We start from the raw sequence: 22,298 nt of genomic DNA on the forward strand, positions 1-22,298 counted from the left end.
TGGAGAAAACTAACATGCATGCAACGCTACCGTTGTTGGAAGCCACCGATTTTCCTCCCATTGTCCGTGGGGCTAGCGATACGCTGCAGGTCAATCTGGGATACAGGTGTAACCAGCGCTGCGTGCATTGTCACGTCAATGCCGGCCCCAACCGTACCGAGCTGATGGCAGCGGAGACCGTGGATCTGGTGATCGAGGTGCTCATGCGGCGTGCTATCAAAACTCTGGATCTCACCGGGGGCGCGCCGGAGTTGAATCCGGAGTTCCGCCGTCTGGTCAGCGCTGCGCGTAAGCTGGGTGTCAGGGTGATCGACCGCTGTAACCTGACCATCCTGTTCGAACCGGGGCAGGAGGGGCTGGCCGAGTTCCTGGCGACGGAGCAGGTAGAGGTGGTGGCATCGCTGCCCTGCTATTCGCTGGACAATGTGGATCGGCAGCGTGGCAAGGGAGTATTCGATAAAAGCATCCAGGGGCTGCAAAAGCTCAACGCGCTCGGCTATGGCCAGACGGCAGGCGGATTGCAGCTGAATCTGGTTTATAACCCCCAGGGACCTTCATTGCCACCGGAGCAGGGCCGGTTGCAGGTGGATTACAAACGTGAACTGTTCGAGCATTTCGGCATCGTCTTCAACGACCTGTACACCTTGGCCAATATGCCGATTCAGCGTTTTGGCTCCATGCTGATCTCCAAGGGGCAGTTTGAGCCCTATATGGCGCTGCTCAAGGCCAACCATCTGGAGGCGAACCTGGCCAATGTCATGTGCCGCTCGCTGATCAGCGTGGATTGGCAGGGCGATCTATACGACTGCGACTTCAATCAGCAGCTCGGGCTGCACCTGGGTGGTAAGACGAAGCCGCACCTGCGCGATCTGCTACGTCAGGACTACGCGGGGCAGCCGATCTGCGTTGCCGACCACTGCTACGGCTGCACGGCAGGGCAGGGCTCCTCCTGCGGCGGGGCCCTCTGACAGGAGTTGGCAGTGAAAAGAAAACTGTTGCTATTGGCGCTGATCCTGTTGGCCATGACGGCATTTTTTCTCGCCGACGGGCATCGTTTGCTGACGCTGGACTCACTGAAGTCGAGTCTGGATACCTTCCACCAGCTGCGGGACGAACAACCGCAGCTGGTCTCCGGCATTTTTTTTCTTATATACGTGGCGGTAACCGCACTCTCGCTACCGGGGGCTGCAGTGATGACGCTGGCCGGCGGTGCGCTGTTTGGGCTGCTTTGGGGGGTAGTGCTGATCTCCTTCGCCAGCAGCATCGGCGCTACGCTGGCATTTCTGGTGTCGCGCTATCTGCTGCATGACTGGGTGCAGAGCCGCTTTGGTGGCCGGCTGGCGCCGATCAATCGTGGCATAGAGCGGGATGGGGCGTTCTACCTGTTCACCTTGCGGTTGGTGCCGGTGTTCCCGTTCTTTTTGATCAACCTGCTGATGGGGCTGACGCCCATCCGTACATCCACATTTTACTGGGTATCGCAGGTGGGGATGCTGGCAGGTACCGTGGTCTACGTAAATGCCGGTACCCATCTCGGCCAACTGGAAAGACTCGCCGACATCCTGTCGCTCGATCTGCTCATCTCTTTCGCCATCCTCGGCCTGTTTCCACTGCTGGCGCGCAAGACTGTTGGTCTGGTGCAGCGTCGCCGGATCTATGCCAATTGGAGCAAGCCCGAGTCCTTCGACCGCAATCTGATCGTGATCGGCGCAGGTGCCGGGGGGCTGGTGTCGGCCTATATCGCGGCGGCAGTGAGGGCGAGGGTGACGTTGATTGAGACGGGGCGGATGGGGGGTGATTGCCTTAACTACGGTTGTGTACCGAGCAAGGCGCTGATCCGTAGCGCACGACTGGCGGAGGATATGCGTAGCGCCGAGCGTTTGGGGTTGGAAAGCGCCGAACCTAAGTTCTCTTTCAAACGGGTGATGCAGCGTGTGCATGATGTGATCGCTGCGGTGGAGCCTCATGACAGCAGCGAGCGTTATACAAAGCTTGGTGTCGAGGTGGTCAAGGGCTACGCCCGGCTCATCGATCCCTGGACCGTGGAGGTTGCACTTAACGAAGGTGGCACCCGGCGCCTGACGGCGCGAACTATCATACTGGCAACCGGTGCCCGCGCCAGTGTGCCGAATCTGCCCGGCATTGAACAATCGGGTTATGTCACCAGCGATACCTTGTGGCAGCGCTTTGCCGAGCTGGAAGAAGCCCCCGAGCGCTTGGTGGTATTGGGCGGTGGGCCGGTCGGCTGTGAACTCGCACAGGCGTTCGCCCGGCTTGGATCGAAGGTAACCCAGGTGCAGCGGGGCGTGCGGGTACTACCGCGAGAGGATGTCGATGTGTCGGCGCTGGCCGCCGATGCGCTGGCCAGATCCGGGGTCGAGCTGTTGACCGGCTGCACTGCACTGCGCTGCGAGGCTGACGAGGACACCCGCTACCTGGTGGTGAGCGACAATGGGTTCGAGCGACAGATCCCGTTCGACCAGTTGATCTGTGCGGTGGGACGCAGCGCTCGGCTATCCGGATATGGTCTGGAGGAACTGGGTATCGATACTCATAAAACCATTTTGACCAACGGCTTTCTTCAAACCACCTTTCCCAATATCTATGCGGTGGGCGATGTGGCGGGTCCTTATCAGTTTACCCATGTCGCTGCCCACCAGGCCTGGTATGCGGCGGTCAACGGCCTGTTCGGCAGTCTGAAGCGCTTTACGGTCGATTACCGGGTGATCCCCCGGACCACTTTTATCGATCCCGAGGTGGCCTGCGTCGGGATGACTGAGCGCGAGGCAACCGAAAAGGGCGTTCTCTATGAAGTTAGCTGTTTTCAATTGGACGAACTCGACCGTGCGCTGACCGAAAGTGCCACCGCGGGTTTCGTCAAGGTGCTCACCCCGCCCAGCCGGGATCGGATTCTCGGCGTGACCATTGTCGGCGAGCATGCCGGGGATCTGCTCGCCGAGTTCGTGCTGGCGATGAAGCAGGGTCTGGGGCTGAACAAGATCCTCGGTACTATCCACGCCTATCCCACCTGGGCCGAGGCGAATAAATATGCCGCCGGTGAGTGGAAAAAGGCGCACGCGCCGCAATGGCTGTTGGGCTGGCTTGAGCGTTATCACGCCTGGCGCAGGGGTGGTGGAAGATGAAACTGTCGATCATCGTGCCGGTGCTCAATGAAACGGAGAACCTGCCCGGGCTTCTGGAACACCTGGGACAATGGCGTGAGAGAGGCTGTGAGGTGTTGGTCGTCGATGGTGGCAGCGAAGACGGTTCCCAGGGGCAGGTCATCGGCGCGGAATTTCCCCTCATAGAGGCCCCCAGGGGGCGCGCATCGCAGATGAACGCGGGGGCTGCGCATGCCAGCGGCGATCTGCTGCTGTTTCTGCATGCCGATAGCCGTCTGCCCGGTGATGGATTGGCCCAGTTACAGCGGGCTGAACATACCTGGCCCGATATCTGGGGGCGCTTCGATGTGCGTATCGAGGGCAAGCCGCTGATGCTCAAACTGATCGCCCGGCTGATGAACCTGCGTTCCCGCCTGAGTGGCATCGCCACCGGCGATCAGGCGATATTCGTCGGCCGTACACTGTTTGAGGCGGTGGGCGGTTTCCCCGATCAACCGCTTATGGAGGATATTGAGCTATCGCGTAAACTGCGCAGTCGCCAACCTCCCGCCTGTCTACCAGGCCCGGTTGCCACTTCCGGCCGCCGTTGGGAGCGCTATGGTCTGTGGCGTACGGTTCTGCTGATGTGGCGTCTGCGCTGGGCCTATTGGCGAGGCGCACCTGCGGAACAGCTGGCGGAGAGATACCAGTGAACACGCGTATCGTGATTCTGGCCAAGGCGCCACTGCCGGGATTGGCAAAAACACGGCTGATCCCCGCGCTGGGTGAGCAGGGAGCAGCGCGACTGGCCGAACGGATGTTGCGCCATACGTTGAGCGAGGCGGTTGCGGCGGATCTGGGCCCGGTTGAACTGTGTGTTGCGCCAGATGCCGATCTATCATGCTGGCGCGATCTGCCGGCCGACTTCGTACTGACCGATCAGGGCGGTGGGGATCTGGGCCAGCGCATGAGTGCTATCGCTGAGCGGGTCACGCCTGAGCAGCCGGTGCTATTGATAGGTACCGACTGCCCGGATTTGACGAGGGATCGGTTGCGCACGGCGGCCTGTGCCCTGTCCTGTGTCGATGCGGTGATGGTCCCCGCCAGCGACGGTGGCTATGTTCTGCTGGGTCTTAAACGCTTCGATCACCGGCTGTTCAACCCGATCCCTTGGAGTACAGGACAGGTGGCTGATTTGACCCGGCAGCGCATCGAGGCACTGGGCTGGCGTCTGCAGGAACTCGACACCCTACACGATATCGATGACCCGGAAGACTTGGCTCACCTGCCTGAGTTTCTGAATCATCAACTAAACTGATCCTCTGACTGCGGCAAAAAATGCCAAAAAAACGGCAAATATCCCTTGGGGGGAATGGCCCCTGCGGTCCCCCTTCACTACAATGCGCCTTTTTTTAAATTCAGCCCGGATCGACCATGCTCAAGACACCTTACTATCTGATCGATAAAGCCAGTCTCAAGCGCAATATGGAGAAGATCGCGTATGTGCGCGAGCGCTCCGGTGCCAAGGCGTTGCTGGCGCTGAAATGCTTCGCCACCTGGTCTGTGTTCGACCTGATGCAGGAGTATATGGATGGCACGACCTCCTCTTCACTGTTTGAGGTAAAGCTCGGGCGTGAGAAGTTCGCCGGCGAGACCCATGCCTACAGCGTGGCCTACTCCGATGAGGAGATCGACGAGGTGATCGCCAACTGCGACAAGATCATCTTCAACTCCATCGGACAGTTGCAGCGGTTCAGTGAGCAGTCCGAGAGCGTGATCCGGGGGTTGCGCGTCAATCCGCAGGTCAGCACCTCCGAATTCATCATCGCCGACCCGGCGCGCCCGTTCAGTCGCCTGGGCGAGTGGGACCCGGCCAAGATTGAAACCGTGATCGACAAGATCTCCGGCTTTATGTTCCACAACAACTGTGAGAATGACAGCTTTGAGCGCTTTGACGAGATGCTCTGCCAGATCGAGGAGCGGTTCGGTCACCTGATCGCCCAGGTGGATTGGGTCAGCCTCGGCGGCGGCATTCACTTTACCGGCGAAGGCTACCCGGTCGATCAATTCTGCGACCGCCTGCGCAGCTTCTCGGAACAGTACGGCGTGCAGGTGTACCTGGAGCCGGGCGAAGCGGCGATCACCAAGAGCACCTCGCTGGAGGTGACAGTGCTGGATACGCTGTATAACGGCAAGCACCTGGCGGTGGTCGACAGCTCTATCGAGGCGCATATGCTCGACCTGCTGATCTACCGCGAAACCGCCAAGATGGAACCTTGTGAGGGGCCGCACACCTATATGATATGCGGCAAGTCCTGTCTCGCCGGCGATATCTTCGGTGAGTTCCAGTTCGACAACGAGTTGTCGGTGGGTGACCGTTTATCGTTCAAGGATGCCGCCGGTTACACGATGGTCAAGAAAAACTGGTTTAACGGTGTGCAGATGCCGTCAATCGCCATTCGGGAGCTGGATGGCAGCATCAGGCTGGTCAGAGCCTTTGGTTATGACGATTTTGTCGGTAACCTCTCCTGACAACACTTTTTGTATATTCGACGTTGAGGAAAGTGATGAAGAAGAATGTTCTGATTATCGGCGCAGGGGGTGTGGCACAGGTTGTCGCGCATAAATGCGCCCAACACAACGATACACTGGGCAATATCGCGATCGCTTCGCGCACGCTTTCCAAGTGTGAAGATATTGTTTCCAGTGTCCTAGAAAAAGGCAGTATGAAAGTGCAGGGCAGTATCAAGGCCTTCGCTCTTGATGCCATGGATGTTCCCGCTACCGTAGAGCTGATTCAGCAGACCGAGTCGCAGATCGTCATCAACGTAGGTACCGCTTTCCTCAATATGTCGGTGATGAGCGCCTGTATCGAAGCCAAGGTTGCCTACCTCGATACCGCGATTCACGAAGAGCCGAACAAGATCTGCGAAACGCCGCCCTGGTATGCCAACTACGAGTGGAAGCGTCGCGACGAATTTAAACAGAACGGGCTTACCGCGATCCTGGGCGTCGGTTTCGACCCGGGTGTGGTCAACGCCTATGCGCGGTTGGGTTGCGATATGCTGGACTCCGTAGACTCCGTCGATATCGTCGACGTGAATGCCGGAGATCACGGCCGTTACTTCGCCACCAACTTCGATCCGGAGATTAATTTCCGCGAATTTACCGGTACTGTCTACTCCTGGCAGAACAGCCAGTGGCAGTCCAACAAGATGTTCGAAGTCAGCCGCACCGACGATCTGCCGGTAGTGGGTGAACGCACCACCTACCTGAGCGGCCATGACGAGGTCCACTCACTGTCGCAGAATCTGGGTGTCCCCGATGTGCGTTTCTGGATGGGCTTCGGCGAGCACTACATCAACGTCTTCACCGTGCTGCAGAACCTGGGCCTGCTCTCCGAACAGCCCGTGACCACCGCCGAAGGGCTGGAAGTGGTGCCGCTGAAAGTGGTCAAGGCCGTACTGCCCGACCCCTCCTCGCTGGCGCCGAACTACACCGGCAAGACCTGCATCGGTGACTTCGTCAAGGGTAAGAAGGACGGCAAGGAGAAAGAGCTCTTCATCTACAACGTGGCCGATCACAAGGATGCCTACAACGAAGTGGGCAGTCAGGGTATCTCCTACACCGCCGGTGTACCGCCGGTCGCCGCCGCCATTCTGGTTGCCACCGGCGAATGGGATCCCAAGACCATGGTCAACGTCGAAGAGCTGGACCCGCGTCCGTTCATCAACCTGCTCAACACCATGGGTCTGCCGACCCGGATCAAGGATGATGAGGGCGACCGTCCGGTCTCCTTCTAAATCCACTTCAGCCGCCCTGTCCAAGAGCAGGGCGGCTGTACCTGCCCGCCAATACCGCCTCCCCATTCAGTTTCTCGCCACATTCAAGACAGATCAGCTGAGCCACAGCGCATAAGCGTTCATCCCGAGCCAGCGATAGCGGCCAGTGTAGATAGATCGCATTTGCCGAGATAGCACTCATGGACCATGCTTTAACCTTAACGACATGACATCCGTTTAAGGTTCCGCTTTTTACATGGCCGTAGAAAATATGAAGCCAGACCCAACCTATCAGCATGGCAGCGTCGAAGAAGCCGATAAGACGTTGAACATTATTCTTGATGTGATCGTGGAGGGAACCTGGGACTGGAATGGGCAGACCGGCGAAGTGCTTCGCAGCCCAGGCTGGTACCGCATGTTGGGGTACGAAGTGGGGGCCTTCAAAAAGGATGTTTTTACCTGGGAGAACGTTATTCATCCTGACGACTATGAGCGGGTCATGGAGAATTTTGAGCTCTACATCACAGGTAAAATCGATACCTACTGTATCGACTACCGTTGCCTGAAGGCGGATGGTGACTATCTATGGATTACGGATCGGGCCAGAGTTGTCGAGCAAAACCCGGATGGCACGGTGTCGAGAATGATCGGCGCGCATCATAATATCCACGATACGAGGGTGGCTCAAATTGAACTGATAAAAAAGAATGAGCTTCTGGAGGAGGGAAACCTTACGCTCGAGAAAATCATAAGTAAAAAGGCCGAGGAGCTTGAAAAACGGAATATAGAGTTAAATGAAAAAATAGCCGAGATAGAGAGTATATCCAATACAGACGCTCTAACAGGTATAGCTAATCGGAATAAGTTCGAAGTTGAGCTGAGTAAAGAGATATCCCGTTCGGAAAGATATGGTCATCCGCTGTCGTTGGCTATTTTCGATGTCGATTATTTTAAGCATATAAATGACACCTATGGCCATCGGACTGGCGACGAGGTGTTAAAGAAACTTGCCGATTTTGTTCGTCACAATATTCGCGATATGGACATCTTTGCGCGCTGGGGTGGAGAGGAGTTTGTCATTATCTTCCCAAGTATTCATCTTGAGGATGCGGTGCACGCCACTGAAAAATTGAGGGCGCAAATTAGTCAGTACGAGATTAAGACCGGGCTATTTATAACCTGCAGCTTCGGTGTGACAGAATGCGGTAAAGGGGAGAGTGTCGAGGCACTGTTCACTAGAATCGATAACGCATTATACGTAGCGAAGAAGTCCGGTAGAAACAGGGTCGAAAGGCTGGTGAATGATCAGATTATATCCTGATCGTCGTTTAGTTCTGCGAACACCGGCATGACTATCAACCCAGTAAAAGGGTTTAAAGGTTTAAGAGGTTAACCGGGATGAACGCACCCATTATGCCTGGCTTATGAAGTCTGCTGTCGTCGCCGTCATATTCGATCATGGAAAAGTGCTGGTGATCAAGCGTGCCGAACAGGTTTTGGGCGCAGGTTTTTGGTCGCCGCCAGCGGGAAAAGTGGAATCCAACGAGGATCAGGTCGAAGCGGTAATACGTGAGGTAGCTGAGGAGGTTGGCTTGACCGTTCGGCCACTGAGATGTGTCTGGCAGTGTGAAGCGGACGGAGTTGGCACCGGGTATCAGCTTTACTGGTGGTTGGCCGAAGTGGTTTCGGGTGAGCTGTACCTGGCATCGAGTGAGGTGGCCGAGGTGCAATGGCTGGAGCCTGAGGCGTTTTCAGGGTTAAGTCCAACCTTTCCCAAGGGGCGTCAGTTCTTTGATTTGATCTTGCCATCACTGCCGGAGTGGGAACGTGTTCGATCACTGCATCGCTGAGCTGGCCACCTGGTTTATGGCCGCCCGGGTTAAGGGCGGCCGGTATTCTGCTCAGGCCGCTACATCTTGCCCATGTACGCAGCAGTGGCTGATCTGTTCGATATGGCGGTGATCGGTACCGCAGCATCCTCCCAGAATACTGAACTGGGGAAAGCTCTCCCTTAGTCCCTGATAGAGGCGACCGAGCTCATGCGGATCGCCATCATCCAGCGTTTCACACTGGTCCAATTCGGCGTGACTCAGGCGCGAGGCGTTGGCTCGAACCCCCTTGACTCTCTGGACCCAGGACTCGCCCTTGTTCAGCGCATCGCGGAAGTGGTCAGGATGGGCGCAATTGATCATGTAGTAGAGTGGTGCTCGGTCCGTTAAGTCGTCTACGCGGTTTATCGCTGCGCTGAGTGCCTCGCCACTTGGCAGATGTCCGTCGGTTTCGGTAGTGAAAGAGATGACAACCGGGATACCGACAGATTTCGCTGCGAGGGCGATACCTATCGCCTCATCGCTATAGGTCATGGTCAGGCCGGTGACCATATCGGCGCCGGCTTGCGTCAGGCTCTCGATCTGCGTCAGGTGATAAAAGCCGCTTTCTGCCGGTGTCATCCGGGTATCGGCGACATAACCATCACCACGCGGTCCGATACAGCCACTGATGACAATTGGGCTCTCCGGCTGTTCGTAAGCCAGCCGTAAGCGCTTCATCATCTCGATCGCCTGTCGATTGACCCGCGTGATTGCCGCGGTGTCATACCCCAGCTTCTCCGCCCAGTCGCCCTGCGCGCGCCAGGTGGGGCTTTCCAGAATAAACCCGGTTCGAGAATGGACGGCGATCGGCAGGTATTTTTCGTAGTAATCGATCAGGGCCTGCTGTCCCCTTTCATTGTCCAGCAGGGTGAACGCAGCAAAGTAGGGCAGTTCGAACCCGTCATGGAATATTAGCGTGGTTTCGATGCCGCCATCAGTCAGAAAGAGCTTGCTCTGTAATAGCTCGGTGCGGTTCGTGTTCATCTCGGTCTCTACCTATACTTGTTGTTGTCGTTCGGTGTGTATTGGGAAGCTTAAGTGCGTTGGGGCCGAAAAGCAGTGGACCGGCGGTATTGAAATCGGCGTTATTTTTTATGTTTAAAATCAAATTGGTATGGGTTTTATTTCGAGCGGGGCCGGATGTGCGTTCGCATCTTGGTGGTTAGCTAAACCTGGAGTGCAGTTAAGGACTGGATAGATGCCGGCAAGAAGCAACAGTAGCCGGGACAGGCTGCTCGACACCGCAGAATCGTTGATACTGCGCAAGGGGTTCGCTGGTACCTCGATCGAGGATATTCTCGAACAGGCCGCGATCACCAAGGGGGGCTTTTTCTACCACTTCAAAGGCAAGGCCGAGCTGGCCAAGGTACTGGTCCAGCGCTACCTATCCGATGACAAGCAGATCTTTAGTGCGCTGTTCGCTGATGCCCGACAGCTGACCGAAGACCCGCTGCACCAACTGCTGATATTCCTGAAGCTCTTCGCCGAGACCATGAACGAGTTGGAACAGACCCATCCCGGATGCCTGGTGGCGAGCTTTACCTATGAAACCCAACAGTTCGACGATGAGGTTCGTGCGCTGATTGAGGAGGGGGTATTGAGCTGGCGTAAGCTGATCAAGGATCAGCTTACGGAGATCGAAAAGGTATATCAGCCGCGCCAGGCGATAGAGCTAGAAAGCCTGGCGGATATGTTCACCTCGGTCGTTGAGGGCGGGATCATTCTTTCGCGCATCTTTCACGATAATGCGGTGCTGCGTGACCAGATCCTCGTTTACCGGGAACACCTGCGCCTGATCTACGAAGGCAATCTGCGTCAGGCCGAATAATCTTCAACCTCAGACCGCTACGGTCGGGGTCGGCTCAAACGGTTCGAAGTCGACCTGCCGGTGCCGCTCCAGATACTCCAGAATTGCACTGTCGCTGTGCTGTTGCAGCTGAGGAATGCCCTGGTTGCCGAACATGCGGTTGAACTCGATCATGTAGGGTACCGAGCCGACCATGGCTACATCGAAACCGCCGTGGTTGATATCCAGACTCGTGGCGACGTGCTCTACCAACTCCATCGCCTCTTTCGGCACCAGTGAAACCTCCACCTGGCCACCCTGGCTGATGTTGTTGTAGAACCCCTTTTCCGCCTGCAGGCGCCAATAACCGCCAATGACCTTGCCGCCGACCCAGACGATGCGCAGATCGCGGTCGATCGGCAGGTACTCCTGTACATAGAGCACCTCGGAACGCTGGCAGTACTCCTGCCACTGGACAGGGTTGTCGATCAGAAATACGCCGTTGCCCATGCTGCTCTTGGGTACCTTGGCCACGAAGGGGTAGTACATGCGGTCCAGCAGTCGGTCCGCCTCGGTGGGCGTATTGGCTGAGATCTCCGTGTAGGGGTGGTTGCCGGGGATCACGGTCATGAAGGCGCGGGTCATCTCGATCTTGTCGTGCCCGATCATGTAAGTGGCCAGGCTCGGAAAGATTCTCTTTTTCAGCCCATGTACCAGTGCGTTGATCTGCCAGTATTCCGGAAAGAGTATCCAGTCGGCGTCTCTGATCTCATCCAGGTGCGCGAACATTCGTTCGGGTTTGATATAGCGCACGTTGGGCAGGTGCAGGGTACGCAGAGCGTCGAAAGAGATGATGTTCATGTGGCGGCGGTCAGTTTAGAAACATGCCGCGATATTAAGGCCAGTTCGGGTTGGCGCAAAGCAATATTTGCGCCGTTTTGCATAATTTTTAATCAACGTCAGACGAGGGATTTTGACTGTTGATCCCGGCTTAATTCCGATCAGCTTTTACCGGTGGCGACTGGGCTGACCGGCAGGTGGAGAGAGGATGCCCTGCGCAGGTAGAGATTGTTGCTCACCAGCGCCAAGATCACCAACGCGGCGCCGAACAGTTCAGCATTGCTGAACTCCCGGCCTTGGGCGATGCCGATGCTGAAGGCAGTGATCGGCACGAAGTTGATAAACAACACGCCGTTGACAGGACCGATCTTTCGTATACCGCTATTCCAGCTCAATACTGCGACTACACCGCCGGCAATGATCAGGTAGGCAAAGGTCCAGTGTAGTGAGGTCAGTGTAGTCAGCTCCGGTGACCGTATACTGCCGTTCATGCCAAGGAGTACTGTAATTGCCGCGATGGAGGCAGTGCCCAGCACCGCGGTGAGACTGGTGTAGCGCAGGGGCGACCAGTCTGGAAACTTCTGTGCTCCCAATGTATAGCCGACCCAGCATAGAGCGCCGGCCAAGAACAGCAGATCCCAGAGTGCGGCGTCACCGGCAAAGGCGGCTGCTGGATTTCCGCCGGTGATGACCAAGAAAACGCCGACAAAAGCTGTCGCCACAGTTGCCAACGTAAACCGGTGCGGCTTGCTGCCCTTTAGAATCCAGGTAAGCAATACCGCAATCATCGGTTGCAGGGCCATGATTACAGCAGCGTGCTCGGGTCTGGTATGTGCCAGTCCATTGAATACCAGCAAGTTGAAACCGGCGAATCCCAGTGTGCCAAGCAGGAACAGATCCCTGAAATTGCCCTGTAAACGAAGGGCGGACAAACCTTCGCTACGCAGCAGGATCACCAACAATATTAACGACGTGCCGGCAAAGCGCAGCAGTGTCATGTGGTAGGCGTCCATGGCGGCCAATGCCGTCATCGAAACGTCGAACATCCCGCCCCAGAAAACCGTAGCGATCAGCAGTAAGCCGATTGCCGGTAGAAGGTCGTTTCGATACATCCTGACTCTCCTGGATCTTAAGACGACAGCATATCTTTTTCCTCTTTCGATATAATCGGCGATATCGGAAAATTATTATTTCTAAATTATTCGTAATCAGGTGATGGGTATGGTTTCACTGGATGATATGGCGATATTTGCGGCCGTGGTGGAGGACAACGGTTTTTCGGCTGCGGCGCATTCGCTGGGAATTTCGACGCCGGTGGTCAGTAAACGGGTCTCGGCACTGGAAGCGCAGTTGGGTGCCCGTTTGCTTAACCGTACCACCAGAAGACTGAGCCTGACGGAGGCGGGCAGTGTGTTTTACCGTCACTGTAGCCGTATCGTTTCGGAAGCCAAGGAAGCCGAAGCGGCGGTGACCTATCTCAATGAGGTTCCGCGTGGGTTACTCAGGGTTACTGCGCCGGTAACCATCGGATCCCAGCAAGTGACTCACGCGCTGATCGGTTTCATGGCGCGCTATCCCGAGGTGCAGGTGGAGCTGGATCTCAGTGACCGGCCGGTGGATTTGGCGGAAGAGGGGTACGACGTCGCGATCCGGATAACCCGCAATCCGCCATCGCTTCTAGCGGCCCGACTGCTGACTACAACGAGGCGTGTCGTCTGCGCGTCACCGGAGTATTGGCAAAGGCACGGGCGACCACGGGTTCCGTCGGACTTGGCCGATCACGATTGTATTATCTATCTGCCCAACCCTGACTATAACCAATGGGGCTTTGAGGGACCCAATGGCGCGCAGTCCGTTGCTGTAGGGGGGAGACTGAAGGTCAATAATACCTCCGCAATGCTGGAGGCCGCAGCCGGAGGCCTGGGGGTGGTAATGCTGACCTCCTTTCTTGTCGATCGGGCCATTACCAGTGGACAACTTGAGCAGGTGTTGCACGACTATCAGTCGACCTCTCCCGGGATCTATGCGCTGTATCTACCCAACCGTTACCTGTCGAGCAAGGCGCGGGTCTTTATTGATTATTTGGTTGAGTGGTATGAGCAACATAGCGTCAACGGTTGATCCGTTCGCTGATCCAGCGCTCCGCTTCGACCAGGCTGTCGACGACAACCGTTGCCGGACCGAAATCGTGACTCTCGGCCAGTGGATTGCGGATCGCGACGACCCTGAGTCCCGCTTCATGGGCGGCCTGAACACCGACTTCGGTATCTTCCACCGCCACACAGTGTTGCGGATCCAGCTGCATCAGGTCCAGCGCTTTGCGATAGCCGTCAGGATGGGGTTTGTTGCGTGCCACGTCATCGCCGGTCACCACCTGCTCGAACAGGGCATGCCAGCCGTGTCCGCTGAGGGAGGCGTTGACGCAGTTGCGCTGGGAACCGCTGACCAGGGCGAGACGGCACTGTTGTGCCAGATGGTTCAGAATTCGACTGGCTTCCGGCATCTGCGGAAACCAGTGCTCGGTCAGAAAACGTTCGTTGGCTGCGATCTTGGCATTGATCAACGCTTCGGGGTCGGCATCTAATCCGTACATCCGCACGATATCGGCGGCGTTCTGCTCCATTGGCACCCCCAGCATCCGCTGCCAGTACTCGCTTTCACTGATCTGGACCCCATATGGGGCGACGACTTCGCGCCAGAGTTGCATGTGGGTGGCTTCGGAGTCGACCAAGGTGCCGTCATGGTCAAAGAGTATTGCGTGTAAGGGCATGGGAATATCCACTGAGTCGAGCGAGAGTGTAGTCTACCAGAACTCGAATACCTGACTGCCTATCCAAGGTCATAGATTAACCGAATATCTGTCTGCACAGGATGATAAGGATGATCCATCATTATTCTATCGCCGTTAACGATACCGCCCGGGTAGCGGGCGTATTGGCCAGCCTCTTTGGCGGGGTCGTGTCCAGGTTTGGCCCTTATCCGAATTCGTGGATCGTATGGATGGGTGATCAGCAGGGGACGGCAATCGAGCTGTACCCCAGGGGCACGGAAATGGTTCCGGATCGGAGCGGGGGGCAGGCGCAGTTTATACATAACGACACGACCAGTGGTTACTGCGCCACCCATGCGGCTATCTCCATAGCCCGCTCGCGTCAGGAGATCATTCAGCTTGCCGAAGAGCAGGGGTGGCAGGCGCGTGAGTTGCCACGTGGAGGGTTCAGCGTAATTGAGTTCTGGATCGAGAATCAGGTGATGATCGAGTTGCTGACGCCGGATATGGCCGCCGATTATTTAGCCGTCACGGCCAAGTACTGCCGAGATGTGAATATGGATAAATTGAAATAATCTCCCCATCCGGTTTGTATAGTGTCTCTATTGGCCAACTATAAAACTGGACGGGGTATTAGCGTTTAATGGATAGTGTGGCGATAACCATGTAATCAGCTCGGATACATACGGCAATCCCGTAGCGAGCCGTTTAGTTGCGTCTTGGAGTAAGACTATGATCGATCATGCGGATGAAGATGTGTACAAAACACTGTTGGAATCTACCAAGGCGATCCCCTGGAAAATCAATTGGGAAACTAAAGCGTTTGAATATATCGGCCCACAAATAGAGGATCTGCTCGGCTGGAGTCGTGAGAGCTGGGCTACGGCACAGGATTGGATCGATCGGATCCACGAGGCCGAACGCGAACGAACGGCACATAATTGCATCGCATTAAGTGAAGATGGCGTCGATCATGAAGCGGACTACCGGGCTTTGACTGCCGAAGGCGATTACGTCTGGGTCCGTGACGTGGTGCATGTGATCCGAGATAAGGGTGTCACCAAGGCGTTGGTTGGCTTCATCTTTGATATCTCCGAACGCAAGGCGATGGAGGAGGAGCTGCGACAGGCCAACAAGAAGTTGGAGATGTTGTCTTTTCAGGATGGCCTGACCGGTGTCGCCAACCGCCGTCTGTATGATGAAACTCTGGATCGCGAGTGGGCGCGGGCCATGCGCAATGGATCGACTATTTCGCTGATTGTGATCGATATAGATCACTTCAAGGATTACAACGATCAGTGCGGGCACTTGCAGGGTGACGAATGTCTGAAACTGGTCGCCGGAGCCCTACAGGAAATAGTTTCACGTTCTACAGACTTCTTCGCCCGTTACGGGGGAGAGGAGTTTGTCCTGCTGTTGCCTGATACCGGTCGGGAGGCGGCACGGGACATAGCCGAGCGTTGTCGTAGAAAGGTGCTCGATCTTTCTATTCCTCACCCTGCATCCAGTGTGGGACAAGTGCTGACGATAAGCGCCGGAGTATCCAGCCTGGTGCCGGGTGAGGCTAACAGTCGCTCCGATCTTTTCAGGATTGCCGACCGTATGCTGTATCAGGCCAAGCGAAACGGGCGTAACCGCTTTGCCTGCAGTTGGTCGCAGTCCTTGGTCTCTCCAAAATTGCTGGAAGGTTGAACGTGGCCAAGCGTGGTGCCGACAGCGCTCGATAGCCCAACGATTGTTTGAGCGCTATTATCCGATTCGGATATTGGATTAGGAGCTGTTATGCGTAAACGGATTATCGGTGCTTTCTTCAGCGGACTGTTGATTCTGGCCGGAGGATCTTATCTGGCTGGCTGCGCCACTATCGAAGGTGCGGGCAAGGATCTCAAGAAAGCCGGCGAAGCGATCAGCGACGCTGCTCGCGACGCGTCGAACTAACACACGTCTTTGATAGTGTTTTCACGGGGAGCGCCAGGCTCTCCGTACCTTTCTCCTGGCTAGACTCTCCAGCTCTAGGATCCGGCGAGCTTGATTCGGGATCGATATTTCATATATAGTTTGAATTCAAACTATTTTAATTAAATCTATTTTTCTTCAAGAAAAGGTGACCGTGTCCAACTCAACTGCTCATCCAGGATCTGCCCGTGCTCGCTTTGGCTACCGGTTCGTAACCCTGGCCCGCCGCTGGCGCCGTTTTATCGATATCAGATTGGCAGAGGCAGGTCTGACCGATGCGACCTGGGTGCCTTTGATGCATCTGGAGCAATCCGGCGATGGGATCAGTCAAAAGCTGCTCGCTGAACGGGCAGGGATCGACACCTCAACGCTGGTGCGCTTGATCGATATCTTGGAGCGTAAAGGGCTGTTGGAGAGGCGCACCGATGCGGAAGATCGCCGAGCGCGCAAGATCTACCTAACCTCAGCGGGAAAGCAACAGGTCGAGGCGATTCGGCAAACGCTGGAAGAGGCAGAAGCGGAGGCGCTGAATGATCTTGACGACGAACAGCTGGAACAGATGTTGTGCTGGATAGAAGCAATTGAAGGCCGTCTTAGCAAGAGGCTTGCTGAGGAGCGGGGCGCATGATCGGCATCAGCTGGCTGTCGAGACTGGGCTTCGATACTGTCCGATTTGGCTTTGTATTACGCACCGGGCTGGCGGTGTGCTTGGCGATTGCTCTGGCCTGGTCCGTCGGGTTAGAACATCCGCAATGGGCGGGGATGACGGTATGGGCAGCCTCCCTGCCGACACGTGGCCAACTGCTGGCAAAGAGTGGTGCGCGTCTTGTCGGCACGCTGCTGGGATCGATGGTCGGCATCCTGCTGGTCTTTCTGGCGGCAGGACAGGTCGCCTGGTTGGCGTTGGGGTTGTCGCTCTGGATCGCCCTGTGTGTGTTTGCAGCGCATCTGGTACGCAGTTTCGTCTCCTATGGCTGTATGCTGGCTGGATACTCGGCGGCGCTGGTGGCGCTGGTTGATACTGCGCATCACGATCAGATTTTAACGCTTGGTCTCGATCGTATGCTGACCGCCGTCGTCGGGGTGCTGGTTGCGATTGCGATCAGCTGGTTTTTTGCTCAGCGTGCCGGCGGCAGCGAAGAGCGTCCGGAGCTGAGGGCTATTACGGCTGGCGTCTTGCGCCTGCTGTCGGCAAGACTGGTATCGGGTCCGGAGGCCTCGACTGCGGAGAGTGACCGGCTGATTGCACGGCTCGCGGCGCTGGATGCGTCGTTGGAGATGCGCGGGATAGCTTCGGCTCGTTCGCGACAGCAGGTGCGGCGCGTGCGGCTTCTGTTACTGGTATTGGTGTCGATACTGATCTGGAGTCGCAAGGCGAAAAGCCGCGAGCTCGGCGAAGCGCTCGTAGCCGCGTTAGGAGACGCGGTGAGGGCGATCGAGTTGGCCGATTTCGAGTGCTCGAAACGAGCGTTAAGCCGTGCGATCGATCTATGTGAACAGGAGTCAAACCTGGCCCGACTGCACTATAACCTGTCCCGCCTGCTGGCGCTTGCGGCGGCGCTTGAGGATAGATGGGGCAAGGAACCGGGTGACAAGCTCGACAGCAGCCTGACGCTACACCGCGACTGGATCGGTGCTCGGCAATCCGGTATTCGGGCGCTGACGCTGATGCTAAGCGTTGGCACCGTTTGGCTGCTGTCCGGTTCGCAGATTGGCGCCTTCATGTTATTGGGCACGGCGGTGATGACCTCTCTGTTTTCCACCTTCGACAGCCCAGCGTCGACCATGCGATCAGTTTTTCTAGGGCAGGTGTTGGGGGCCAGTGCGGCGCTGATCTGCCGCTGGTTGATCTGGCCTGAGGTTCAGAATGAATTGGTCCTGGTGCTGTCGATCTTCCCTTTCGTCATGCTGGGTGTGCTGGTCTTCGCGCACCGTAGGCTGGTGCTTGCCGGCATGGATTACAACATGGTGCTGTTGCTGCTATTGCAGCCCCACCTGCCACTTACCGGTAGTTTGGAATATGGCTTGTCGATGGCGGCGGCAGTTGTCTCCGCGCCATTGATTGCAATGCTGGGGTATTGGCTGATCTATCCGATCAACGCCGAACGTCGTATCGATACTATGCGCCTAATGATGCTGCATGAACTGAACGATATGGCGGTAAAGCCGGCAAACGGCGCGAGCCGGGAGCGGTGGCGGATCCGTTTGTATCACCGCCTGCTGCACTTGGTACGTTGGTCGAACCTGGTTGGCGACCGGCGGTTTCCGGCGGCAGAATGGGGTGTCACGTTGCTGCGCCTGGAGATGGTCACTGAGATGCTGCAGTCGCTGTTGGCAAAGCCTCAGGCCCTGTCGGTTGGGACCCAGCGCGCGGCACGCCATGCGCTGCTGCGGATCGCGCAGCTGGGGCGAGATCCTTTAGCCGTGCTTAGAGCGCTTAGGCTTGTCAGCCGTCGATTGGGCCGCGAGCGGGGTGAGCAGGATGAGGCGCCGTTGGCGTTGGCGATGCAGGCATTGGAAGACAACCTGTCTCTCTTTACCCGCAAGCTCAGGTAAGCGTCTCGTCGTCAGCTGTCATAAAGCTGACATAGGGGGAAATTGTCAGGTTTGTGATAGTGTGATTCTGCAATTAAATGGTGCTATCTGTTCGCATTTATCGCGAATATCGATGATGTTGTCGGTTGTTGGTGCGGGGTTTTCTCTGGTCCGAATATTGCTCTCATAGAGCGCAACTCAAATAACCGGGAATCAAAGGAGACCACTATGTCTGTAGCCGATATCAAGGCGTTCGCAGATGCAGCCAAGGCTGATGCCAGCCTGGGTGAGTCGCTCAAGGCCTGTCTGAAAATGAAAGAGCTGTTCGCGCTGGCGCGTGAAAATGGGTTCAATTTCATCGAAGATGAGCTCTATCCACCTAATGAGCCTCAGTTTACCGAAGATCAGCTGTCCGAGCGGCTGGCCAAAGCGTTGTTACGGGCCTGATATTCTCGCCAGTCGCTGAAGCAGCCTGGTGCGGACGTTAATTGGCGTCCGCACCCGGTGATTTATTCCCGCCAGAACGGTTTACTGCCCTCATGAACGGCGTCGGCACGGCTGATACCGATATCCTTCAGCATCCAGGGAGACAGGGCCATCAGCTGATCGCGCTGACGGTGACGCTGTCGCCACTCACCGATTCGCTTCAAGAGTCTCTTCAACCGCGTGTTGAATCCGACAGTTTGCGATTGCACGGCGTCGGCAGGCGCAACGGTTTTAACTGAGCTGTTCATTTCGATCACTCCTGCTTGGTTTAGGCTTACAGGCTAGGGAGTGCGCGATTGTTGATCCAATCGTTTGTATGGAATGGGGCGTTCAGGAATTGTGATGGGCGCTGCTCAAATGGCTATGCTTTAATCTTGGGGGCAGGCTTAGAATTATGAATAGCCCTACCGGGCTGGCGAGGACGGCAAGATGGAACTCTATCACCTCAAAACCTTTGTCAAAGTGGCGGATGAGGGCAACCTGACCCGCGCCTCCCAGGCGTTATTTACCAGTCAGCCGGCGATCAGTGCTCAGATCAAGGCGCTTGAGGAGGAGCAGGGCGTACAGCTGTTCTCGCGCACCCCGAAGGGGATGCTGTTGACCCAGTCCGGCCGTCAGCTGTACGAACAGGCGAGACTGACACTGAACGCTGCAGAGCAGCTTAAATTAAATGCCTCCCGTTTACGTGAAGAGTTGGTCGGTGAGTTGCGGGTCGGCATGCACACCGATTACGAGTATCTGCGGGTCGGCGATATGTACCAGATGATCTCGTCCCGCCACCCGCAACTGGTGACCCATTTTCTGCAGAGCAGCAGTGCCAGGATTCTCCACGAACTGCGCCACGATGAGCTGGACGCCGGATTCATGTTTGGCCCCTGTCGGGCGTCCGACATGGCGGTGACTCCTCTTGGTGAGGTCGGAATGCGGATTATAGCGCCCAGTGCATGGTCGACAGAGGTGGCCGGCGCCTCTCTGGCCGATCTTGCTCGTCTGCCTTGGGTTTATACCACGCCCGGCTGCCCCTTCTACCTTTTGTTTGAAGCCCTGTTCGAAGCGGGCAACCCGCTACCAAGACAGATCGTCTGGTGCGATAACGAGGATGCGATACGCACGCTGTTGCGTGCCGGTGTGGGCCTGTCGGTGGTGCGGGTGGATGACGCCGAACGTGCGGTCGATGAGGGTTACGGTGTGTGTTGGGACGGTGCCGTGCCATCGCTGGCGATCAACCTGGTAATGCTGAAGCAACGAGCGCAGGAGCCTGCCCTGGTGGCGCTTAAAGAGAGCGTTTGCGCCCTGTGGGGCGTTGACGAGAGTCAGAGCGCCGTACAGAGCGAACATCAAACCGCGCAGCTGACGGGCTAGTCAATAATACTTGCCAGCAATCGTTTGCCTTCGGTGTCCAGCTGATGCTCGTGTTCATGAAGGTAGAGGGTCGTGTCCCGGAGCGCCCAGACTTTGTTACGCTCAGGCAAGTCTTTCAGCGTTTTTAGCGCGGCGTTGATCTCACCCGAGCTCAACTGCTGTTTGAACTCGAGATCCTTAAGTCTGTCGCGTGTCCGATCCGACAGATCGAAGTCGGACAACAGCCGCTGGTAGCCTTCCGAGTTGCCCTGTTCGATAAACATACGTGCAAGTCGGACAAGAGCGCTATCCAGTGCCGAGCTCATCTCGGCGGACGCCGCGCGCGTTAACAGCGTGTCGAGCAGTGTGTCTGCCGCCTCTGTTTCCGATAGATCACGGTAGAGTTCCACCGTTCTCAGGTTCTGGCTGAAGTCAAGGGGGGAGAAGGGGGCACGCGTAGCACGCACCGCTGCCAGGTCCAGCAGAGATTTCCGGCGGCTGGATGTGGCGGCCCCAGGCTGTATAACGGCGTAGATCTTGGCCAGCTTCTGTAGATCGCCAATACTGACCTCCTGTTCCGAGAGGGTTTCGACTTCGTCATAGGCACGGTCGGCAAACCGCTTCGCATCCGCGTATCGTGCTTCACCATTGAGTGTGTCGGCACTGTTGAGCCAACCACTGAGCCGGACTTTAGGCAACTTGATGACATTGATCCGGTTGAACGCTTCATCGACCCGGCCGCTTAGCGCATAGACATCCGCTATGTGGGCGTCAACAAAGGTTGTGTAGTGCCGGTCGCCCTTTTCGATGGCGCGGTCCCTGTCGCGCTCGATCAGCTCGATTGCCAGATCGAACTGTTGCTGGCGCTTCAGGTCGGACACCAGCAGTACATTGCTGAAATAGTTGTAGCGCTCGGTGGTCACCGCATAGTCCACGAGATCCCTCATGATGCGATTGGCGGTCGAAGTATCGCCCAGTAGTCGATACTCCCGGGCGATCTCGGCGTAACTCTTCATGTAAAAGCCAGCGTTTTTATCACGGTAGGGTGCGAGTATCGGGGGCAGCTCCTTCAGCACCTCTATTGCGCGTTGGTCTTCACCGAGTGCTCTGGCACCCTTCACCTCATCCATGCCGAGCCAGAAACCGTAGGAGGGCATATCGGAGGCAAGCCGGGCTCTCAGTTGATCGGCGTACGCCCAATCCCCCAGCGCCATTGCAGCCTGCCCCAGCGTCTGTAATGCACTGGCTGGATCCAGTGATGCGGAGGTATCCACCTCTTTGGCGTATCTGGTACAGGTGGGCATAAGCGCGGTAGCCTGCTCCGTGCGATCGCTTTCCAGATAGTAGTGAACAATGTGAGCGCAGGCGTTGGTTTTATAGTGGGGGTAGTTGAGGGTGTTGATGATCTCCAGGGCCTTTTCCGGCTTCTCCAGTTTGGCGTAGGTGAGTGCCAGAGAGCTGGTCATTCCCGGCATCTCGCGATCGCCATAATCCTCCTCCAGATCACGGGCGATCTCATAGGCGGCGGCGATAGCACTGTACTGGTCGATTGGGCGGTCCGGTTCCGAAAAGCAGCCCGTCAGTAACAGCGGCAGAATCCAGATAGAACGAGTGCGTGGATGAAGTTTCATGCCTGTGTGCCTCCTGCTTCAGGTGGCCCTAGACAGCTGCTGGGCCGGATGTGCTGCCGCCGTCATTGGCAGCTGCATCGATGGTAACCGAGGAGCAGGGATAAGTTAAATAGTGCCAGGGACGCAGGATGATGGTGCACAATCTGTGCAGGAGTTGTCTGGACGTGTCAGAATGCGCTCTTTAAACACTCATAACTTG

The 22,298-nt window shown here is 56.6% G+C and carries 23 protein-coding genes; 17 read left to right on the forward strand and 6 right to left on the reverse strand.

Annotation, left to right across the window (positions count from 1 at the left end):
* Positions 1-14: 14 nt before the first annotated feature.
* The 8 genes from arsS to IEX40_RS14945 all read left to right on the forward strand — a co-directional run bounded on the left by arsS (position 15) and on the right by IEX40_RS14945 (position 8,733).
* On the forward strand, positions 15-968 hold the full coding sequence (gene arsS, locus IEX40_RS14910) for an arsenosugar biosynthesis radical SAM (seleno)protein ArsS (protein WP_188749677.1): 954 nt from the start codon (positions 15-17) through the stop codon (positions 966-968).
* A gap of 54 nt (positions 969-1,022) precedes the next feature.
* Entirely contained in the window at positions 1,023-3,143 is a 2,121-nt protein-coding gene (locus IEX40_RS14915; protein WP_229680802.1) for a dihydrolipoyl dehydrogenase family protein, read from the forward strand.
* Entirely contained in the window at positions 3,140-3,814 is a 675-nt protein-coding gene (locus tag IEX40_RS14920; protein WP_188749680.1) for a TIGR04283 family arsenosugar biosynthesis glycosyltransferase, read from the forward strand. The genes IEX40_RS14915 and IEX40_RS14920 overlap by 4 nt, the downstream gene beginning before the upstream one ends.
* Positions 3,811-4,419, forward strand: a complete 609-nt coding sequence (locus IEX40_RS14925; protein ID WP_188749682.1) for a TIGR04282 family arsenosugar biosynthesis glycosyltransferase — start codon at positions 3,811-3,813, stop codon at positions 4,417-4,419. The genes IEX40_RS14920 and IEX40_RS14925 overlap by 4 nt, the downstream gene beginning before the upstream one ends.
* A 116-nt stretch (positions 4,420-4,535) precedes the next feature.
* The gene (nspC, locus tag IEX40_RS14930) at positions 4,536-5,633 is read left to right on the forward strand and encodes a carboxynorspermidine decarboxylase (protein WP_188749684.1); all 1,098 of its coding nucleotides are present in this window, start codon (positions 4,536-4,538) and stop codon (positions 5,631-5,633) included.
* Positions 5,634-5,668: 35 nt separating this feature from the next.
* Complete coding sequence (locus IEX40_RS14935) at positions 5,669-6,904, forward strand: saccharopine dehydrogenase family protein (RefSeq protein ID WP_188749686.1); 1,236 nt, start codon at positions 5,669-5,671, stop codon at positions 6,902-6,904.
* Between the two features lie 235 nt (positions 6,905-7,139).
* Entirely contained in the window at positions 7,140-8,204 is a 1,065-nt protein-coding gene (locus IEX40_RS14940) for a sensor domain-containing diguanylate cyclase (protein ID WP_188749688.1), read from the forward strand.
* Positions 8,205-8,307: 103 nt separating this feature from the next.
* Positions 8,308-8,733, forward strand: a complete 426-nt coding sequence (locus IEX40_RS14945) for an NUDIX hydrolase (RefSeq protein WP_188749690.1) — start codon at positions 8,308-8,310, stop codon at positions 8,731-8,733.
* Positions 8,734-8,784: 51 nt separating this feature from the next.
* On the opposite strand, the gene IEX40_RS14950 is transcribed toward IEX40_RS14945, so the two are convergent.
* Entirely contained in the window at positions 8,785-9,738 is a 954-nt protein-coding gene (locus IEX40_RS14950) for a homocysteine S-methyltransferase family protein (RefSeq protein WP_188749693.1), read from the reverse strand.
* Between the two features lie 214 nt (positions 9,739-9,952).
* On the opposite strand from IEX40_RS14950, the gene IEX40_RS14955 reads away from it, so the two are divergent.
* Positions 9,953-10,582 (forward strand): TetR/AcrR family transcriptional regulator, encoded by a 630-nt coding sequence (locus tag IEX40_RS14955; protein WP_188749695.1) that lies wholly within the window; start codon positions 9,953-9,955, stop codon positions 10,580-10,582.
* A gap of 9 nt (positions 10,583-10,591) precedes the next feature.
* Here the strand turns inward: IEX40_RS14955 and IEX40_RS14960 are convergent, their stop codons facing one another.
* Complete coding sequence (locus tag IEX40_RS14960) at positions 10,592-11,401, reverse strand: ATP-grasp domain-containing protein (RefSeq protein WP_188749697.1); 810 nt, start codon at positions 11,399-11,401, stop codon at positions 10,592-10,594.
* A gap of 140 nt (positions 11,402-11,541) precedes the next feature.
* The gene (locus IEX40_RS14965) at positions 11,542-12,492 is read right to left on the reverse strand and encodes a DMT family transporter (RefSeq protein ID WP_188749698.1); all 951 of its coding nucleotides are present in this window, start codon (positions 12,490-12,492) and stop codon (positions 11,542-11,544) included.
* Between the two features lie 109 nt (positions 12,493-12,601).
* Here IEX40_RS14965 and IEX40_RS14970 point away from each other — a divergent pair, with 109 nt between their 5' ends.
* On the forward strand, positions 12,602-13,501 hold the full coding sequence (locus IEX40_RS14970; RefSeq protein WP_188749700.1) for a LysR family transcriptional regulator: 900 nt from the start codon (positions 12,602-12,604) through the stop codon (positions 13,499-13,501).
* Here the strand turns inward: IEX40_RS14970 and IEX40_RS14975 are convergent.
* Complete coding sequence (locus IEX40_RS14975; RefSeq protein ID WP_188749702.1) at positions 13,491-14,150, reverse strand: HAD family hydrolase; 660 nt, start codon at positions 14,148-14,150, stop codon at positions 13,491-13,493. The two genes, IEX40_RS14970 and IEX40_RS14975, sit on opposite strands and share 11 nt — an antisense overlap.
* A 110-nt stretch (positions 14,151-14,260) precedes the next feature.
* Here IEX40_RS14975 and IEX40_RS14980 point away from each other — a divergent pair, with 110 nt between their 5' ends.
* The 6 genes from IEX40_RS14980 to IEX40_RS15005 all read left to right on the forward strand — a co-directional run bounded on the left by IEX40_RS14980 (position 14,261) and on the right by IEX40_RS15005 (position 19,088).
* Positions 14,261-14,725 carry a hypothetical protein gene (locus tag IEX40_RS14980; RefSeq protein ID WP_188749703.1) on the forward strand — a complete coding sequence of 155 codons (465 nt, stop codon included), beginning with the start codon at positions 14,261-14,263 and terminating at the stop codon, positions 14,723-14,725.
* Between the two features lie 157 nt (positions 14,726-14,882).
* On the forward strand, positions 14,883-15,842 hold the full coding sequence (locus IEX40_RS14985) for a sensor domain-containing diguanylate cyclase (RefSeq protein ID WP_188749705.1): 960 nt from the start codon (positions 14,883-14,885) through the stop codon (positions 15,840-15,842).
* 90 nt (positions 15,843-15,932) lie between these two features.
* The gene (locus IEX40_RS14990) at positions 15,933-16,088 is read left to right on the forward strand and encodes an entericidin A/B family lipoprotein (RefSeq protein WP_188749707.1); all 156 of its coding nucleotides are present in this window, start codon (positions 15,933-15,935) and stop codon (positions 16,086-16,088) included.
* A gap of 172 nt (positions 16,089-16,260) precedes the next feature.
* Positions 16,261-16,734, forward strand: coding sequence for a MarR family winged helix-turn-helix transcriptional regulator (locus IEX40_RS14995; protein ID WP_188749709.1), 474 nt, complete (start codon positions 16,261-16,263; stop codon positions 16,732-16,734).
* Positions 16,731-18,662, forward strand: coding sequence for an FUSC family protein (locus IEX40_RS15000; RefSeq protein WP_188749711.1), 1,932 nt, complete (start codon positions 16,731-16,733; stop codon positions 18,660-18,662). Before IEX40_RS14995 ends, IEX40_RS15000 begins: the two co-directional genes overlap by 4 nt.
* Before the next feature lie 207 nt (positions 18,663-18,869).
* Entirely contained in the window at positions 18,870-19,088 is a 219-nt protein-coding gene (locus IEX40_RS15005) for a Nif11-like leader peptide family natural product precursor (protein ID WP_188749713.1), read from the forward strand.
* A 62-nt stretch (positions 19,089-19,150) separates the two neighbouring features.
* On the opposite strand, the gene IEX40_RS15010 is transcribed toward IEX40_RS15005, so the two are convergent.
* Positions 19,151-19,375, reverse strand: a complete 225-nt coding sequence (locus IEX40_RS15010; protein WP_188749715.1) for a DUF1127 domain-containing protein — start codon at positions 19,373-19,375, stop codon at positions 19,151-19,153.
* Positions 19,376-19,556: 181 nt separating this feature from the next.
* Between IEX40_RS15010 and IEX40_RS15015 the strand changes: the two genes are divergently transcribed.
* A complete protein-coding gene (locus IEX40_RS15015) occupies positions 19,557-20,489 on the forward strand; it encodes a LysR family transcriptional regulator (protein WP_188749716.1) in 933 nt (310 codons plus the stop codon).
* On the opposite strand, the gene IEX40_RS15020 is transcribed toward IEX40_RS15015, so the two are convergent.
* Positions 20,486-22,099 carry a hypothetical protein gene (locus IEX40_RS15020; RefSeq protein WP_188749718.1) on the reverse strand — a complete coding sequence of 538 codons (1,614 nt, stop codon included), beginning with the start codon at positions 22,097-22,099 and terminating at the stop codon, positions 20,486-20,488. The two genes, IEX40_RS15015 and IEX40_RS15020, sit on opposite strands and share 4 nt — an antisense overlap.
* Between the last annotated feature and the right edge of the window lie 199 nt (positions 22,100-22,298).

It is taken from the genome of Marinobacterium zhoushanense (genome assembly GCF_014641945.1).
Lineage (GTDB): Bacteria > Pseudomonadota > Gammaproteobacteria > Pseudomonadales > Balneatricaceae > Marinobacterium_D > Marinobacterium_D zhoushanense.